We start from the raw sequence: 16,975 nt of genomic DNA, 5'->3' as shown, positions 1-16,975 counted from the left end.
TATCGGCGGTGTCCACCTCTTCCCATTCCGAACAGAGAAGTTAAGCCCGCCAGAGCCGATGGTACTGCGGTAACACGTGGGAGAGTAGGTCGGCGCCAAACCCTACAAATCCAAGCCCCTCTTGCAATTATGCATCAGGGGCTTTTTGCTTGAAGTAAGGTTGCGGGAGCGGGGATATGCTCTTGCGAATTTTCGCAAGCATCCCTTGTGTTCACTTATCGCCCGGAAACATTATTAAGTTTGGTCTATGCTTTGTACTACTACTGTATGGAAAGAGTAGATAGTTATGAGGTTGGTTGCAAGGTGTTCGTCTCTTCTGACGGAATCACAGATGAACTTAAAATTTCTATATATAGACTAGAGGTTAACGTTTATAATATAAAGGTATCTCTGAATGTTGGTGCTGCTGTTGAATCTCACTCAAACATCTATCAAGTCAATATTTCTGACCACTCTTCCTGTATAAATGCATTTAGTAAAATAGGGCGTGATTTTCATTTGCGAATACCTCACAATTCGCAGGCAACAATTTCTTCCAGTCAAAGTATTCCGTATCATGAAGTTCTGTTAGATAATTTGGATAGCGGGATGCTGTATGGATATGGCGACCCCGCTATAATACGGACACAGTACAAAGGTAGCGACTTATATTATTTGCTATCAACATCAAACGATGCGCCAAACGCTTTTCCAATCTTAAGGTCGGAAGATTTGAAGCAATGGACATTCTCAGGCTAGGTTTTTCCGCAAGGGCAAAAGCCGTCATGGGCTGCCGAGGGTGAAAATGTAAGTGACTACTGGGCGCCTGAGATGCATGAAGTAGGTAAAGAGTATCGGGTTTACTTTGTAGCTCGTGACAAAATTAGTCGGGAGCTTTGTATTGGGATGGCTCGTTCCCTCAAGCCAGTAGGCCCTTTTACCTCCGATGGTTCCCCTATCTTAAAAGGTAACGTGATCGATCCGCATATTTATGTGCAAGATGTTGATACCAGTTATTTGTTTTGGAAAGAAGATAACAACGACGTTTGGCCCGGTGCTCTTTTAGCTTTATTACATAAAGCTCCTCACTTAATTACATCTCTCTTTCCGGACGACTTGGATCGGCGAACAGCTTCTTTCATGGTAACCTTATGGCCATGGCTGCAAACGCTGGAACCGATGCAACGCTTTCTAATGGCACAGGTTTTTATCGAAGCGGTTACAAGTCGGTTCACCGAAGTAGTTTACAATCTGTTACAACAGATAGCGGAGCAATCATCCAACTCAATAATGAAAGAGGTAAAGTCGGTAATGCGCTACATGAAAACGCCGATATTTGCACAGCAGCTGTCACCTGATGGCCGAACACTTATAGGCGAACGCACCAAAGTTTTAGAGAATGATTTAAAGTGGGAAGCCCATTTAGTTGAGGGCATGTGGGTTTCGAAGCAAAACGACAAGTATTATCTGTTTTATGCTGGTAACGACTTTTCTACAACTCAATATGGCATAGGCGTAGCCGTGGCAGATGCTCTTTTAGGGCCATATCATAAATTGGATAAGCCCTTTCTTCAATCTACCGACAGGTGGGCTGCTCCTGGTCATCCTTCGGTAACTATAACGACTGCTGGTAAGCCGGTCATGTTTTTACATGCCTACTTTCCAGGCCGGGCAGGTTATAAGCAGTTCCGGGCCTTATTATCCATTAAATTAAATTTTGACGGTGATAAGGTTACTTGGGAGGAGTAATTAAAAGGGCTGTATATGAATTTATATATCCAGCCCTCTTAAATATTAACTTAATACAGCTCTAAGGCTACTATTGATTTTGCCGGAACCTTTAGGGCCAGCTTGCCTTCATTGTTATGTGCGCCATTAAATCCTTTTATTATAAGCGTGTTCGGCTTTTCAAATGTATTGATATCTGCTACATTGGCCGATGTCAATATCTGGCCGGTTACATTTTTCCAATTCATACCTTTTAATTCGGTGTTTACTTGTATATCCTTCTTTGCATCGAGGTTCACCAGGGTAATATGAATTTTGCCGGCAGCATCTTTTGATGCCGATACATTTACAGCCGGCAGCTTTTTGCCCTCAAACTCGTAATCCGGTGTGTTAAGCTTAATAGGTAAATATTGCGCATTCTGGTGTACCTTGTACATATCAAATACATAATAGGTAGGTGTAAGCAGCATTTTTTCTTTATCAGTAATGATTAAGGCCTGCAGCACATTTATGCATTGAGCAAGCGCCGCCATTTTAACCCGATCACAATGATTATTAAAAATGTTCAGATTGGTGCCGGCAATGAGCGCATCGCGTAAACTGTTTTGTTGAAATAAAAAGCCTGGATTAGTACCCGGTTCTACATTGGTCCAAATACCCCACTCATCCACCACCAGTGCTACCTTTTTATTGGGGTCATACTTGTCCATAATGGCAGAGTGCTTGGTTACCAATTCTTCCATAAACAGGGTGTTTTTCATGGTGTTGAAGTACTCTTTCTCTCCAAAGCCAGTAGCAGCACCTTTGTTTCCCCAGTTACCGGTAGGTATGGTATAATAATGCAGTGATAGTCCCCACATTCTGTTACCGATATTTTTCATGCAGGTTTCTGTCCAGTTATAATCCTGATCACTTGGCCCGCAGGCTATCTTCTTTAACCGGGCATTGTTGTAATCTTTAGCAAAAGTGGCGTAACGTCTGTATTCGTCCGAGTAATGCTCAGCCGTCATACTGCCGCCGCAGCCCCAGCTTTCGTTACCAACTCCCCAAAAACGCACGTTGAAGGGTTTAGGATGGCCGTTTTTGGTACGTAGTGCAGTAAGCGGACTTTGACCGTCAAAATTCAGGTATTCTACCCAGTTCGACATTTCCTGTACCGTACCGCTCCCCACATTGCCCGATACGTAAGGCTCACATTCTAATAGCTTGCAAAGCTCCAAAAACTCATGGGTGCCGAAGCTATTATCCTCTACAACGCCGCCCCAATTGGTATTAATCATTTTAGGGCGTTGAGAGCGGTCGCCAATACCATCTCGCCAGTGATACTCATCGGCAAAGCAACCGCCAGGCCAGCGCAGGGTGGGGATTTTGATTTTCTTTAAAGCGGCAACCACATCCAGCCGGATACGGTCCTGCTTTTTAACCGGCAAGCTCGGATCTACCCAAAAGCCGCCGTATATGCCACGTCCCAGGTGCTCGGCAAACTGGCCATAAATATGGCGGCTAATGGTGTCTTTAGAATCATTGGTAATAGTGATGCTGGCCGTGCTTTGGCCAAAGCTTTTTAGCCCTAAGCCGGTTATTAGCAAAGGCAGCAGGAAGGTTAGTTTGGTTCTTCTCATAATTGAAATAGTTAGTGATAATTCAAATATAAATGTAAATTGCACACTTAATAATAAAGAAGCCGTTCTTTATTTAAAAAGCATTTAAGCTCACTTGCTATACTGTAAATTAGTAAGATGGTGCTTAATGATAGTATAATTTTCAATACCAATAGTAACCTAATAAAACACATTAAATGTGTAGTTAACGATTAATAATCAGAAACCATGACACAAAACAGCAGTTATGTAATAGGGGTTGATTACGGATCAGATTCAGTACGTTCTGTAATTGTAGACACGGCCAGCGGGCAAGAACTGGCTTCATCTGTTTTTTATTATCCGCGGTGGCAAAAGCAGCTTTACTGTAATGCGGCCCAAAACCAGTTCAGGCAGCACCCGCTCGATTATATGGAAGGTTTGGAGCAAACAGTTAAAGCTTGCCTAAATAAAGTTGGAGCCGATGTAGCAGGCAATATTAAAGGCCTGTCTGTTGATACCACCGGTTCTACACCGGTAGCAGTAAATGAAGCTGGTTTGCCTTTGGCTTTGTTGCCTGAGTTTGCTGAAAACCCTAATGCAATGTTTGTGCTCTGGAAAGATCATACCGCCGTTCAGGAAGCCGGTCAAATTAACCAGCATGCCGCACAGTTTGATGTGAATTATCTGCAATACGTAGGTGGAATCTATTCATCTGAATGGTTTTGGGCCAAGCTGCTGCATATATTGCGTATAGATGAGGCCGTTCGTACGGCTACCTATTCATGGGTGGAGCATTGCGATTGGGTTCCGTTCTTACTAACCGGCGGTACCCAGGTGCAGGATATGAAACGTAGCCGTTGTGCTGCAGGTCATAAAGCTTTATGGGCCGAGGAGTTTGGTGGCTTACCGCCTGATCAATTCTTTTCTTCCTTAGATCCGTTGCTGGCTGGTTTTACTGAACGTTTATATAAAGATACCTACACCTCTGATGTAGCTGCCGGAAACTTAAGCCCGGAGTGGGCAGGTAAGTTAGGCCTGTCTACCGATGTAGTAGTAGGCGTAGGTGCTTTTGATGCCCATATGGGTGCTGTTGGTGGGCAGATTGAGCCATATCATTTGAGTAAGGTGATGGGTACTTCAACCTGTGATATTTTAGTGGCGCCAAACCGCGATATGGAAGGCAAACTGGTTAAGGGTATCTGCGGACAAGTAGATGGCTCGGTTATTCCTGGGATGGCTGGTTTGGAAGCTGGTCAGTCAGCCTTCGGCGATACTTATGCCTGGTTTAAAGGCTTAATTGCCTGGCCGTTGGAACAACTACTCAGAAACTCTTCGGTAATTGATACCCAAACAGCCGAAGCATTGAAGGAAGAAATGCTGGGCAAAATTATACCGGAGCTGAGCAGTGCGGCCATGGCCCTGCCATTGGATGAAGATGCCGAACTGGCGGTTGATTGGTTTAACGGTCGTCGTACGCCCGATGCCGACCAGTTGCTCAAAGGAGCCATTACCGGCTTAGGTTTAGGTTCGGATGCGCCAAGGGTATTCCGTGCGCTGGCCGAAGCTACCTGCTTTGGTGCCCGCAGCATTGTAGAGCGTTTCAGAAGTGAAGGCGTACCGGTTAAAGGATTGATTGGTATTGGTGGTGTGGCTAAAAAATCACCCTACATTATGCAAATGATGGCCGATGTACTGCAAATGCCTATCCGTATACATCCGTTTGAACACACCTGTGCACTGGGTGCCGCTATGTTTGCTGCAACAGTTGCCGGAATTTACAGTAAAGTAGAGGATGCTATGGCTGCCATGGGCGGCGAGTTTGATAAAGAATATACACCAAACACGGGTAACAGTACTTTTTACGATAAAAGGTACCAAAAGTATCAGGATTTAGGTGGCTTTGTAGCACGGCAAACAGTTGGTAAAACGGATGCCAGCTAATTAACAGGCAAATAAATCATCTAACCCCATTCAGCAAAATAGCATGAGTAAATACGAGCATATACAGCAGGCTGCTTATGAGGCTAATATGCAGCTGCCCAAATTAGGGCTGGTAATTTTCACGTTCGGTAACGTTAGCGCTGCCGACCATGATTTGGGCGTTTTTGCCATTAAGCCAAGTGGCGTAGCTTACGATGACCTTACACCCGGTAAAATGGTGATTGTGGATTTTGACGGCAAAACTGTTGAGGGCAGCCTGCGCCCATCATCCGATACCTTAACGCATGCTGTGTTATACAAGCACTGGCAGGGCATTGGTGGCGTGTGCCATACGCATTCTACCTACGGTACCGCCTGGGCGCAATCACAGCGTGATATTCCCATTTTTGGTACCACGCATGCCGATTATACTACAGTAGATATCCCTTGTGCCCCGCCCATGAGCGATGCGTACATCCAGGGCGATTATGAATATCAAACAGGTTTCCAGATTATGGATTGCTTCCGCGATAAAGGATTGGATTATAAAGAAACAGAGATGGTGCTGGTTGGTAATCATGCCCCGTTCAGCTGGGGAAAAACGGCTGCTAAGGCAGTGCATAACAGCGCCGTTTTAGAGGCTATTGCTCAGATGGCATTACTTACCGAACAAATCAATCCGCAGGCACCAAAATTAAAGGACGCGCTTATTCAGAAACACTACCTGCGCAAACACGGGCCCGATTCTTATTACGGGCAAAGTTAACCGCGCAAGGTGTAAATCTTAATAACCTAATAAACTCAATAACCAGTAACTTAAAATAATGATAAACTTAAAAAGCTTTGAAGTATGGTTTGTAACCGGTAGCCAGGATTTATATGGCGAAGATACATTGCGCCAGGTAGCCGAGCACTCGCAGCAAATTTCTGCAGGTTTAAATGCTGCCAGCGAAATTCCGGTATCGGTAGTTTTTAAACCTACCGTAAAATCTACTGATGAAATTTATAACCTGATACAGCAAGCCAACGTGGCCGAAAACTGTATTGGTATCATCACCTGGATGCATACTTTCTCGCCGGCTAAAATGTGGATCCGCGGGTTATCTATCTTAAAGAAACCGGTGCTGCACTTGCATACGCAATTCAATAGCGAAATTCCATGGTCGAGCATTGATATGGACTTTATGAACCTGAACCAAAGCGCCCACGGCGACCGCGAGTTTGGTTTCATGATGTCGCGTATGCGTTTGCGTCGCAAGGTAGTGGTAGGCCACTGGCAGGAAGCCGAGGTAGAACGCCAGATTAGCGTTTGGGCCCGTGCTGCTGCCGGCTGGCATGATTGGCAAGGCGCCAAATTTGCCCGCTTTGGCGACAATATGCGCTTTGTTGCCGTAACCGAAGGCGATAAGGTAGAGGCTGAACTACAGTTTGGTTTCTCGGTAAATACATATGGGATCGGCGATTTGGTAAGTGTAATCAACTCGTTGGATTATGCACTGATTGATCAGCAGATTGCCGAGTACATGGATTTGTATGATGTGGCTCCGTCATTACATAAAGGCGGCGAGCAGCACCAGTCGCTTATCGAGGCGGCTAAAATAGAGGTAGGTTTACGTACTTTCCTGAAACAAGGCGGCTTTAAAGGCTTTAGTGATACTTTTGAAGATTTACACGGCATGGTGCAATTACCGGGCATTGGCGCGCAACGCCTGATGGCTGAAGGCTATGGCTTTGCCGGCGAGGGCGACTGGAAAACCGCCGCCTTGGTGCGGGCCATGAAAGTGATGGGTGCCGGCTTGCCGGGCGGTAATGCCTTTATGGAAGATTATACTTATCACTTTGATGGTGACAACTCCCTGGTGTTAGGTTCACACATGCTGGAGGTCGACCCAGCCATTGCCAGCGGAAAACCAAAGGTAGAGGTGCATCCGTTGGGTATCGGCGGTAAGGCCGATCCGGTGAGGCTGGTATTTAACGTAGCTGGTGGTGCCGCCCTGAATGCTTCGATTGTGGATATGGGTAACCGTTTCCGGATGATTGTAAACGAAGTGGAAGGGGTAGAGCCGCAACACGATTTGCCTAAACTGCCGGTAGCCCGCGTACTGTGGAAACCGTACCCGGATATGAAAACCGGTTGTGCCGCCTGGATACAAGCCGGTGGGGCACACCATACCTGCTACAGTCAAAACTTAACCGATGAGCATCTGCATGCTTTTGCCGAAATGGCCGGTATCGAGTATTTACTGATTGGTAAAGAAACCAAGCTGCGTGAGTTCCAGAAAGAAATTGCCTGGAATGATGCGTATTACAAGCTGATCAAATAAAAAATAACTTATACTAAAAAGGCCATTGCAATTTGCAATGGCCTTTTTAGTATAAGGATAAGCTTACTGCCCATAAGCTTTAACGGTTTGTTTTTGTGTGCCAAGCCCGTCAATGCCCAATTCCATCACATCTCCCGGTTTTAGGTAAACGGGCGGCTTAAAGCCTAAGCCTACACCAGCCGGTGTGCCGGTCGAAATCACATCACCAGGTAACAGCGTCATAAACTGGCTTACATATGATATCAGGAACGGAATTTTAAAGATCAGGTTTGCAGTTGTGCCATCCTGCATGGTTTGGCCGTTTACGGTTAGCCATAGGCGCAGGTTGTCAACATCCTTAACCTCTTCCGGCGTTACCAGGTAAGGGCCTAAAAGTGCAAAGGTGTCGCAGCCTTTACCTTTATCCCAGGTACCGTTACGCTCCAGTTGAAAAGCTCTTTCCGATACATCGTTGTGCAGCACGTAACCGGCTATATAATCGCTGGCATCGGCTTCATCCACGTATGATGCTTTCTTGCTTATCACCACGGCCAGCTCCACTTCCCAATCGGTTTTCTCGGAGTTTTTGGGGATAATCACATCATCAAAGGGGCCGGTAAGCGAGGTAGTGCTTTTCATGAAGATAACCGGTTCGGGCGGTATGGGCGCATTAGTTTCCTTGGCATGGTCGGCATAATTCAGGCCGATGCATACAATTTTGGATGGCCTTGCAATGGGTGATGCAATACGCTCGCTGGCCGGAATTTCTTCCAGCTCATCTTTATGTGCTTCTACATAAGCAGCCAGCGTTTCCAGCCCGCCTCTTTCAAAAAAAGCCTCATTATAGTCGCTGCCGTAGCCAGAGGTATCGTAATTTACCCCGTTTATCTGTACGCCCGTACGTTCTTGTCCGGGTGCTCCGTATCTCAATAATTTCATAAAGCGGTTGTAATGAGTTTTACTTCAAATCAGTTGCGGCCAACGGATCCATGTCGCTGTATACTTGGTTTTCGCCGGCCATACCCCAAATAAAGGTATAGTTGCTGGTGCCGCAGCCAAAATGCACCGACCATGGTGGTGATACTACCGCATCATGATTTTGCATCACAATACTGCGGGTTTGCGTTGGCTCGCCCATAAAGTGGAACAAACGTTGTGTTTCGGGCAGGTCAAAGTAAAAATATACTTCGGTGCGGCGCGTATGGGTATGCGGCGGTACAGAGTTCCATACGCTGCCGGGCTCCAGTACGGTTAAGCCCATTACTAACTGGCTGCTGCGGATACCGTCCAGGTGAATGTATTTGTAAATGGTACGCTTGTTTGAAGTTAAAGTATCACCCAATTGTACCGGCGATGCCTCTTCTTTCATCATCAAACGATTAGGATATTCTTTGTGTGATGGCGATGACAGGAGGTAATACACGGCAGGTGCATTGGCATCAGTGCTTTTAAAAGTTACATCCTTAGTGCCTTTCCCTAAGTACAGGCAGCTTAATTTATCCATCTCGTAAGTTTGGCCATCAGCTACGACCACGCCGTTGCCACCTACGTTAATAATACCTAATTCACGTCTCTCTAAAAAGTATTCGGCCATTAATTCGGGATGGTTATCTAAGGTAACGGTGCTGTTTACCGGTTTTACACCACCAATAATCAGGCGGTCGTAATGCGAATAAACAGTAGTAAGCTTGTCGTCCTGCATCAGGCTTTCTACCAAAAAAGCTTCTCTCAACTCTTCGGTAGTCATGCGGCTTACCTCTTTTTGGCTATGCTCAAATCTGATTTCCATAGTTAATGATTGTATTTTGCGTTGTCAGTTATGGAGTGTAAGATGTCTGTTTTTAGTAAACTATTCTCTACCTACAAAACCGGCTCATCGTTCTTAATTCTTATTTTTTGTCTCTTGGTTCTCAAAGCTATCTACCCATCCAGCCGCCATCTACGGTAAGTAAGTGGCCGTTCACATAGTCGCCGGCTTTTGAGGCCAGGAATACCGCCGGGCCTTTAAAATCTTCCGGTTCGCCCCAGCGGCCTTGCGGTATACGGTCAAGAATGCTTTTGCTGCGGGTTTCATCGTTGCGGATGGCCTCAGTGTTATCGGTAGCAATGTAACCCGGTGCAATACCGTTTACATTTACGCCTTTTGAAGCCCACTCATTAGCTAAAGCTTTTACTAAGCTGGCCAAAGCGCCTTTGCTGGCTGCGTAGCCAGGTACATTGATACCGCCCTGAAAGCTTAATAACGAGCAGGTGAAAACAATTTTACCGGAACCTTTTTCGATCATGTGCTTACCCAGCTCGCGGGCCAGTATAAAAGGTGCATCCAGGTTGAGGGATAAAACATTATCCCAATACTCATCGGGGTGTTCGGCAGCAGGCTTGCGCATAATGGTGCCGGCATTGTTAACCAAAATATCTATACGTGGATTTTCCATTAGAAGCTGCTGAATAAAGGCGTATAAGCCATCGCGGTCAGATAGATTGGCTTGGTAAGCTTTGAAGTTGCGGCCCAGGGCTTTCACTTCCTGCTCTACTTCGCTGCCCTGTAAGGCCACCGAGCCGGATACTACAATAACATCAGCACCAGCCTCGGCCAAACCCAGCGCCATGCCTTTGCCAATGCCTTTATTACCGCCCGTAACCAGGGCTACTTTGCCCGACAGGTCGAACAGGTTTTTCAGATCACTCATTTGTATAGCTATATGATGATTATTTAATTAACAGGAAGTTTAAATGCCTGGCGGGCCAGCAACTGCCAGCCTGCTTTGCTTTTTTGCCACACCAGCAAAATGCCTAATTTAACCGAGCCAGGCTTGCCGCCATCATTGGTAGTGGCCGATAAGTTGTGGCGCACAATAGCTGTGGTGCCGGTAACCTGAATGCTTTGCTCGGTGGTTTCGATACCCACAAAATCAGACGAGCCGCTGGTTAGGGCATGTATAAATGTTGCTTTATTTTGCACTATGCCGCTGGAGTGTCCGTAGCTTAAACGATCTGACACCAGATTGCTGAGCTGGGTGCTGTCTGCCGAGATGAGTGCAAGTCTGAACGACTCAACTACTTTGGCTACAGCCGCAGCTTCTGTGGGCGGAGTAGCTTGTGCTACTGCCGACAACCGGCTTACGCCCATAAGGAACATTAAGCACACAAAGGTTTTTAATAGGATGTTTTTCATTGGTAAACAATAGCTTTTAATGGTTGCAGCTGCTGCTATAAAGTGTAAATTTAACGCTTAATCTTTAATTTCAAATTCCTGCTTCAGTTTAATATCTTCCGATGAACTGCCTATCATTACCCGGAATTTACCCGGTTCTACTGTCCAGTTCATGTTCTTATCCAGTATTGCCAAATCGTCAGGATGCAAAACAAACTTTACAGTTTTGGTTTCGCCCGGTTGCAGGGTAATGCGCTCAAAGCCGCGTAGTACAGATTCATAAGTAGTAACGCTGCTTACCAAATCTTTTAGGTACAACTGCACAACTTCATCGCCTTTTACTTTGCCGGTGTTAGTTACATCAACACGCACAGTGATATCGCTTTGGCTGTTAAGAGCAGGTTGATTAACCACTAAATTGCTATAGGCAAAAGTGGTATAACTGAGGCCATACCCAAAGGGGTACAAGGCACCATTAACGCTGGTTTTGCCATAACCATTAGGGCCGCTGGTGGGCTGACTGGCCTGCGATGCCGGTTTGAACGGAAAGTTCAGCTCAATCTGCCCGGTGGTTTTTGGGAAGGTAATGCTCAGCTTACCCCCGGGATTATTATCGCCAAATAAGGTCTCAGCAATCACTTTGCCCGATTGTGCACCCGGAAACCATGCCTCCAATATAGCCGGAATGTTCTTGTTTTCCCAGTTAATGGTTAACGGTTGCCCATTGATCATCACCATAACTATGGGTTTGCCTGTGGCGTGCAGGGCCTGCAACAGTTGCAACTGCCTACCTGGCAAATTAAGGCCGGTGCGCGATAAGCTTTCGCCCACACGTTGTTCATCTTCACCCACTACGGCAATCACTACATCTGCCTCGCGGGCTTTGGCTACGGCACTGTCAATCCCGGCTTGTTCTGGCGCGGTTAACGGTGTAGGGATAATTTCGCTTTCGGGCCAGGTGGCGTCTATTACATTGCAGCCTTTGGCATAATCTACCTGCGCACCCGAACCCACATACTGTTTAATGCCTTCTAAAACTGAAGTTACGGGGTTGTGCGATGGTCCGTACCTGCTGATAGCATAACTTTTAGCTGCCGCCAGCGGACCGGTAACCAAAATATGTTTCAGGCTACTTTTTTGCAGGGGCAGGAGGTTGTTCTCATTTTTGAGCAATACCATCGATTCGCGGTTGATCTGCATCGCAAATTTTTCATCGGCCGGAGTATGCACCGTTTTATCCGCATCCTTAGGGTTTTTAGCATAAGGCTGATCGAATAATCCCAGCCTGAACTTTACCCGCAGCACATCGGCCACGCGGTCGTCCAGCGTTTTCATACTCACGCGGCCTTCTTTTACCAGCTCACGCAGGGGCAGGATGTACGTTTGTGGCATCGTGAAGTTAGTGCGAACATTCAACCCTGCTTCGATGGCTTGCTTTACGGCTCCTTTCATATCAGCTGCTGTATGATGTTTAGAGTACAGAAACTCCACCGCTTCACTATCAGACACCACATAACCGGTAAACCCAAACTTTTGCCGAAGCAGATGGGTGAGGAAGAAGTAGCTGCCAGTTACCGGATCGCCATCCCAGTCGTTGTAGCTGCTCATCACGCCCATAGGCTGGGCATCATGTATTACTTTCTGGAAAGGGTACAGGTAAATCTGGTACATTTCGCGGGGTGCCACGTGGGGGTCGGTGCGGGCGTTGCCGTCTCGTCCGCCTTTGGGTATGCTGTAAACGGCATAGTGCTTTAAAGTAGAGGCTACGCCTTGTTCTTGTATGCCTTTGGTCATCTGCGTACCCAATGTAGCAATTAAAAAAGGATCTTCGCCATAGCATTCCACTACGCGGCCCCAGCGCTGGTCGCGGGCCGGATCTAATATAGGGGCATAAACATTAATGTAACCTAAAGCCTTGGCCTCGCGCCCAACAATGCTGCCGGCCTGGTAAACCAATTGCTTATTCCAGGTACTGCCAATGCCGATAGGTGCAGGTAGTGGTGTTGCACGATCATGATTAAGACCATGAATACCCTCGTTGGTAAAATCAACCGGTATACCGAGCCGGGTTTCTTCCACAAACCACTTTTGTATGGTGTTAATGGCGGCTGCATGTTTGCTAAAAGGGAAGCTGTATTGTGTTGGAGCATCATCCGTATGCGAGGTAAGGTTGTTTAGTTCCTCATCAATATTAGCAATGCCGTCTTTCCAAATTTCATGTTTCCAGCGGGGTACGGGCATTTCATCTTTTAATACCCGCTTGTAGCCATACAGGGTAGCCGTTTGGCAGGTCTTTTCTTCCAGCGTCATTTGCGACAGCAGGTCGGTTACCCGCTTTTCAATGGGCTGGGTTTGGTCTTCAAAAATATCTTTACGGCCGTTTTTATTAAAATCAGTCCAGCCCTTATGGTATATGTTTTTATTTTGTGAAAGTGCAGCCTGTGCGCAAAATGCGCTAAGCAGCAAAAGGGGTAAGCATTTGTTTTTCACATTAAAGCAGGTTAGCAATGTTAGATGTTCTATGCATGCATTAAGGTATTATACCTGTTATGCTATTTTACCATTGGTTATGCCGTAAATATAATTTTATTGGGGGCTGAACCGGTTATAACAGACGGCTTTCAGGCCGATATATTTACGATAACGTTTTTTTAGTAGCGGATGCAATTCAGATTTATGGTTCTCAATAATTCAAGAAGTTCAGCCAACTATTGCCAACTTGATAAGAAAATGAAAAAAAATATAAAAATATTTCATTTTTTAATTTCAGTTACTATATTTGTATCAAATAACACACTGTAGGATGGTGAAATTGGCAGACACACCTCCTTGTCCCGGTGGCGGAGAGCATGGGAAACCCGTAAGGGCTAACCACTCCTTGAAGGTTCGACTCCTTCTCCTACAGCCTCTTCTCATAATTTAGGTTTATAATTGGTTAGTAAAAGCTTCCTGCCCATCAGGAAGCTTTACTTTTTTTATAGTATTCAGCTTTTATAAAAGAAGTAGTGCAGCATAGCTTATGCTCAGTAGCTTTAGCAATAGCCTATTATAATTAATAGCTTTCTGGTTAACATTTAAATCACCATTCAGAAACATATAAATACCTTTTTAATTTTTTAGCTTAGTAACTTAGCACATCAAATCAATAACGTTTGGCAAGGCCATCTGTAAGGAATGGGGTTGCTCAACATACCTAAATAATGTCCCGCTGATTAATCGGGGCCTGTAAAATATGATGAAGAGAAATTTACACAAGTATGCTGTTTTATGTGCAGTTGCACTATTGCCCTTAAATAAAAGCCGGGCGCAAACGAAGGTTAGCGAAGCTACCATCAACCAAAAGATTAACCAGATTGTTAAGAAAATGACACTGGCCGAAAAGATTGAAATGCTGCATGGCAATGCACTCTTTTCATCAGCCGGGGTAAAGCGTTTGGGAATACCAGAGCTTACCTGCGATGATGGTCCGCTGGGCGTGCGTGATGAGGTGCTGCGGTTCGACTGGAAATCGGCCGGCTGGACAACCGACTCAGCCACCTTTTTACCCAACGGATCGGCCATGGCTGCTACCTGGAACCCGGCACTTGCGCACCAGTATGGCATTGTAATTGGCGAGGAAGCCAACTTTCGTAAAAAGATTGTAATGCTGGCGCCTGCCTTTAATATTTGCCGTGTACCAACAAACGGACGTACTTATGAGTATTACTCTGAAGATCCTTTTTTAAATGCGCAATTGGCAGTACAGGCCGTAAAAGGTATACAAAGCCAGCATGTAGCCGCCTGCGTAAAACATTATGCCGTAAACAACCAGGAAGAAGACCGTAATACGGTAAACGCAGTAGTGGATGAGCGCACCCTGCGCGAAATTTACCTGCCTGCCTTTAAAGCGGCTATACAGCAAGGCAATGCTTATACCTTGATGTCGGCCTATAATAAGGTGAACGGTTACTGGTGTTCGGAGAATGCATACCTGCTCAATAAAATTCTGAAAAAAGAGTGGGGCTTTAAAGGTGCCGTTATATCCGATTGGGGCGGCGTACACCATACGGTTGAACCGGCCAATAACGGATTGGATATTGAAATGGGCAGCAGTGGTCCGTACGATCAGTGGTATTTTGCAAAACCGCTTTTGGCAGCGGTAAAAGCCGGTAAAGTACCGGTTGCAACTATTGATGATAAGGTAAAGCGTATTTTATGGGTAATGTATCATACCTCGTTAAGCGCCAACCATCCGGCTGGTAAAATGAGTACGCCCGAACATAACCACGATGCCTATACTATTGCATCAGAAGCCATTGTGTTGCTGAAGAATGAAAAATTCTTATTGCCTTTGCGTACCAACAGTATAAAAAGTATAGCTGTAATTGGTGATAATGCTACCCGCACTTTTGCCTTGGGTGGTTTTGGCGCAGGCGTAAAAGCCAGATATGAAATAACGGCTTTGCAAGGGCTGCAAAACAAGTTAGGTAAAAATATAGATATCCGTTTTGCACAAGGTTACCGGGCCAATTATTTGGCTAATAATACACCCGAGCAAAATGCCGGTTATGATAAACCGGATCAGTCACTGATTGATCAGGCCGTTGCGCTGGCTAAAACTACCGATGTAGCCATGCTGTTTATTGGCTCTAACCGCGAGTTTGAGAGCGAGGCGCATGACCGTAAAGATTTAAGCCTGCCATTTGGCGAGCAGGCTTTGGTTGATGCTGTTACCGAAGCAAATCCGAATACCATCGTCATAGTAACTGCGGGTGCCCCTTATGATTTAACCAAGATCAAAAAAAAGAATCACACCATCGTATGGTCGTGGTTTAATGGCTCGGAAGGTGGTAATGCTTTGGCTGATGTGCTGACTGGCAAAATAAACCCATCCGGTAAAATGCCGTTTACGTTTCCTGCTAAGCTAAAGGACTCGCCTGCCTTTGCACTGGATACTTATCCGGGCAAGAACCTGACCACGCCTTATAAAGAGGGGATACTGGTAGGTTACCGCTGGTTCGATACCAAGAAGATAGAACCGCTATATCCGTTCGGCTATGGCTTGTCTTACACCACATTTGAATACTCGGGCTTAAAGGCAGATAAGAAAGTTTACCATTCTGCAGACCGGATTAATGTAGCATTGACTATTCGTAATTCGGGTGGCGTGGCAGGTAAAGAAACTGTTCAGTTGTATGTGAGTAAGGGGAATTCGGTAGTGCAACGTGCCGAAAAGGAACTAAAAGCCTTTAAAAAAGTAATGGTTGAACCCGGCAAAACCACTACTGTTACCCTCAGCTTAAGTGCAAAAGATTTAGCTTACTATAACGTGAAAGCCAAAGGCTGGACGGTTGAGCCGGGCCAATACAAATTGCTTGCAGGAGCATCATCACGCGATATACGGCAGGTAGGCACAATTACAATTACGAAATAAAGAGGCGTTGTAATTTATTGATTTAACCGCATGGACCACCTCCATGCGGTTTTGTTTTTAAGAACAAACCGGCCATTAATATTGTACATTTACATCCGGGTTTATCAGCTACCTTAAATATCGGCATCATAAAATATGTTTGGCTTATTCAGTAAACGCAAAAGGCACTCCGAGCAACCTATCAGCTTAGCTTCAATAGCTGTAGATCTGCACTCACATGTGCTGCCGGGTATTGATGATGGTGCCCAAACACTGGATGAGTCGGTGCAGTTGATACAAGCGCTTATGCAAACTGGCATACAAAAAATAATTGCCACGCCACACATCATGGCTGATTATTATAAGAACACACCTGCTACTATTCATGCTGCACTTGATAAACTACAACAGCATCTGGCTTCCATTAACTTACCCATTGAAATAGAAGCGGCTGCAGAACATTATTATGATGAGTACTTTTTAGAACTGGTTAAGAAAGAACGGCTTATTCTTATTCAAAATAAGTACGCTTTGTTCGAATTCTCATTTGCCAATAAACCTCTTAATGTAATTAATACCATCTGGCAAATGGTAAGTAACGGTATAACGCCTGTACTGGCACATCCCGAAAGGTACGGTTACTTAACCCTGCCCGAAGTAGCAGATTTGAAAGAAAGAGGCTGTTTAATGCAGCTAAATACGATATCACTAACCGGCTACTATGGTAAGGGCGTAAAAGATAGTGCTGAAAAGTTAGTAGCCGCCGGGGTTATCGATTTTATATCCAGTGATATGCATCATACAAGGCATGCAGAGGCTTTGCAAAAAGCTTTAACCGAACCTGTATTGAAACAATTGCTAGATAGCAATAAGTTGATCAACGCCTCCCTTTTATAGCCGCTTTAAAACAGCTTAG

The 16,975-nt window shown here is 45.5% G+C and carries 13 protein-coding genes, 1 tRNA gene, 1 rRNA gene and 1 pseudogene; 10 read left to right on the top strand and 6 right to left on the bottom strand.

Annotated elements, in window-relative coordinates; all coding sequences use genetic code 11:
- The 4 genes and pseudogenes from rrf to KHS38_RS22410 form a co-directional block, all read left to right on the top strand.
- A 5S ribosomal RNA gene (rrf, locus tag KHS38_RS19915) occupies positions 1–101 on the top strand; the annotation flags it as partial.
- A gap of 166 nt (positions 102–267) precedes the next feature.
- Positions 268–738, top strand: a complete 471-nt coding sequence (locus KHS38_RS19910) for a hypothetical protein (protein ID WP_213490316.1) — start codon at positions 268–270, stop codon at positions 736–738.
- A 27-nt stretch (positions 739–765) separates the two neighbouring features.
- A pseudogene (locus KHS38_RS22415) lies at positions 766–1,011 on the top strand (family 43 glycosylhydrolase); the annotation flags it as partial.
- Positions 1,012–1,119: 108 nt separating this feature from the next.
- A complete protein-coding gene (locus KHS38_RS22410; RefSeq protein ID WP_349627945.1) occupies positions 1,120–1,728 on the top strand; it encodes a family 43 glycosylhydrolase in 609 nt (202 codons plus the stop codon).
- Between the two features lie 50 nt (positions 1,729–1,778).
- Here the strand turns inward: KHS38_RS22410 and KHS38_RS19900 are convergent, their stop codons facing one another.
- The gene (locus KHS38_RS19900) at positions 1,779–3,329 is read right to left on the bottom strand and encodes an alpha-N-arabinofuranosidase (protein ID WP_213490314.1); all 1,551 of its coding nucleotides are present in this window, start codon (positions 3,327–3,329) and stop codon (positions 1,779–1,781) included.
- A gap of 207 nt (positions 3,330–3,536) precedes the next feature.
- On the opposite strand from KHS38_RS19900, the gene KHS38_RS19895 reads away from it, so the two are divergent.
- The 3 genes from KHS38_RS19895 to araA are packed head-to-tail and all read left to right on the top strand — an operon-like array spanning position 3,537 to position 7,534.
- On the top strand, positions 3,537–5,231 hold the full coding sequence (locus KHS38_RS19895) for a ribulokinase (protein ID WP_213490313.1): 1,695 nt from the start codon (positions 3,537–3,539) through the stop codon (positions 5,229–5,231).
- 43 nt (positions 5,232–5,274) lie between these two features.
- The gene (locus KHS38_RS19890) at positions 5,275–5,976 is read left to right on the top strand and encodes an L-ribulose-5-phosphate 4-epimerase (protein WP_213490312.1); all 702 of its coding nucleotides are present in this window, start codon (positions 5,275–5,277) and stop codon (positions 5,974–5,976) included.
- 58 nt (positions 5,977–6,034) lie between these two features.
- On the top strand, positions 6,035–7,534 hold the full coding sequence (gene araA / locus KHS38_RS19885) for an L-arabinose isomerase (protein WP_213490311.1): 1,500 nt from the start codon (positions 6,035–6,037) through the stop codon (positions 7,532–7,534).
- A 63-nt stretch (positions 7,535–7,597) separates the two neighbouring features.
- On the opposite strand, the gene KHS38_RS19880 is transcribed toward araA, so the two are convergent.
- The 5 genes from KHS38_RS19880 to KHS38_RS19860 form a co-directional block, all read right to left on the bottom strand.
- Positions 7,598–8,452 carry a fumarylacetoacetate hydrolase family protein gene (locus KHS38_RS19880; protein ID WP_213490310.1) on the bottom strand — a complete coding sequence of 285 codons (855 nt, stop codon included), beginning with the start codon at positions 8,450–8,452 and terminating at the stop codon, positions 7,598–7,600.
- Positions 8,453–8,471: 19 nt separating this feature from the next.
- Positions 8,472–9,302: a 5-dehydro-4-deoxy-D-glucuronate isomerase gene (gene kduI / locus KHS38_RS19875; protein ID WP_213490309.1), complete on the bottom strand. Its 831-nt coding sequence runs from the start codon at positions 9,300–9,302 to the stop codon at positions 8,472–8,474.
- 127 nt (positions 9,303–9,429) lie between these two features.
- Positions 9,430–10,203 carry an SDR family NAD(P)-dependent oxidoreductase gene (locus KHS38_RS19870; RefSeq protein WP_213490308.1) on the bottom strand — a complete coding sequence of 258 codons (774 nt, stop codon included), beginning with the start codon at positions 10,201–10,203 and terminating at the stop codon, positions 9,430–9,432.
- 23 nt (positions 10,204–10,226) lie between these two features.
- Complete coding sequence (locus tag KHS38_RS19865; protein ID WP_249665491.1) at positions 10,227–10,688, bottom strand: nuclear transport factor 2 family protein; 462 nt, start codon at positions 10,686–10,688, stop codon at positions 10,227–10,229.
- A gap of 57 nt (positions 10,689–10,745) precedes the next feature.
- Positions 10,746–13,157 carry a glycoside hydrolase family 3 N-terminal domain-containing protein gene (locus tag KHS38_RS19860; RefSeq protein WP_213490307.1) on the bottom strand — a complete coding sequence of 804 codons (2,412 nt, stop codon included), beginning with the start codon at positions 13,155–13,157 and terminating at the stop codon, positions 10,746–10,748.
- Between the two features lie 307 nt (positions 13,158–13,464).
- Here KHS38_RS19860 and KHS38_RS19855 point away from each other — a divergent pair.
- From KHS38_RS19855 to KHS38_RS19845, 3 genes are all read left to right on the top strand, one after another.
- Positions 13,465–13,572: transfer RNA gene (locus tag KHS38_RS19855), tRNA-Asp, on the top strand.
- A gap of 327 nt (positions 13,573–13,899) precedes the next feature.
- Positions 13,900–16,080 carry a glycoside hydrolase family 3 C-terminal domain-containing protein gene (locus KHS38_RS19850; RefSeq protein WP_213490306.1) on the top strand — a complete coding sequence of 727 codons (2,181 nt, stop codon included), beginning with the start codon at positions 13,900–13,902 and terminating at the stop codon, positions 16,078–16,080.
- A gap of 135 nt (positions 16,081–16,215) precedes the next feature.
- Positions 16,216–16,956 (top strand): tyrosine-protein phosphatase, encoded by a 741-nt coding sequence (locus KHS38_RS19845; RefSeq protein ID WP_213490305.1) that lies wholly within the window; start codon positions 16,216–16,218, stop codon positions 16,954–16,956.
- Positions 16,957–16,975 lie beyond the last annotated feature (19 nt).

Origin of the sequence: Mucilaginibacter sp. Bleaf8 (assembly GCF_018390515.1) — a bacterium.
In the GTDB taxonomy this organism is placed as follows: domain Bacteria; phylum Bacteroidota; class Bacteroidia; order Sphingobacteriales; family Sphingobacteriaceae; genus Mucilaginibacter.
This window is presented reverse-complemented; position numbering and strand designations above follow the sequence as displayed.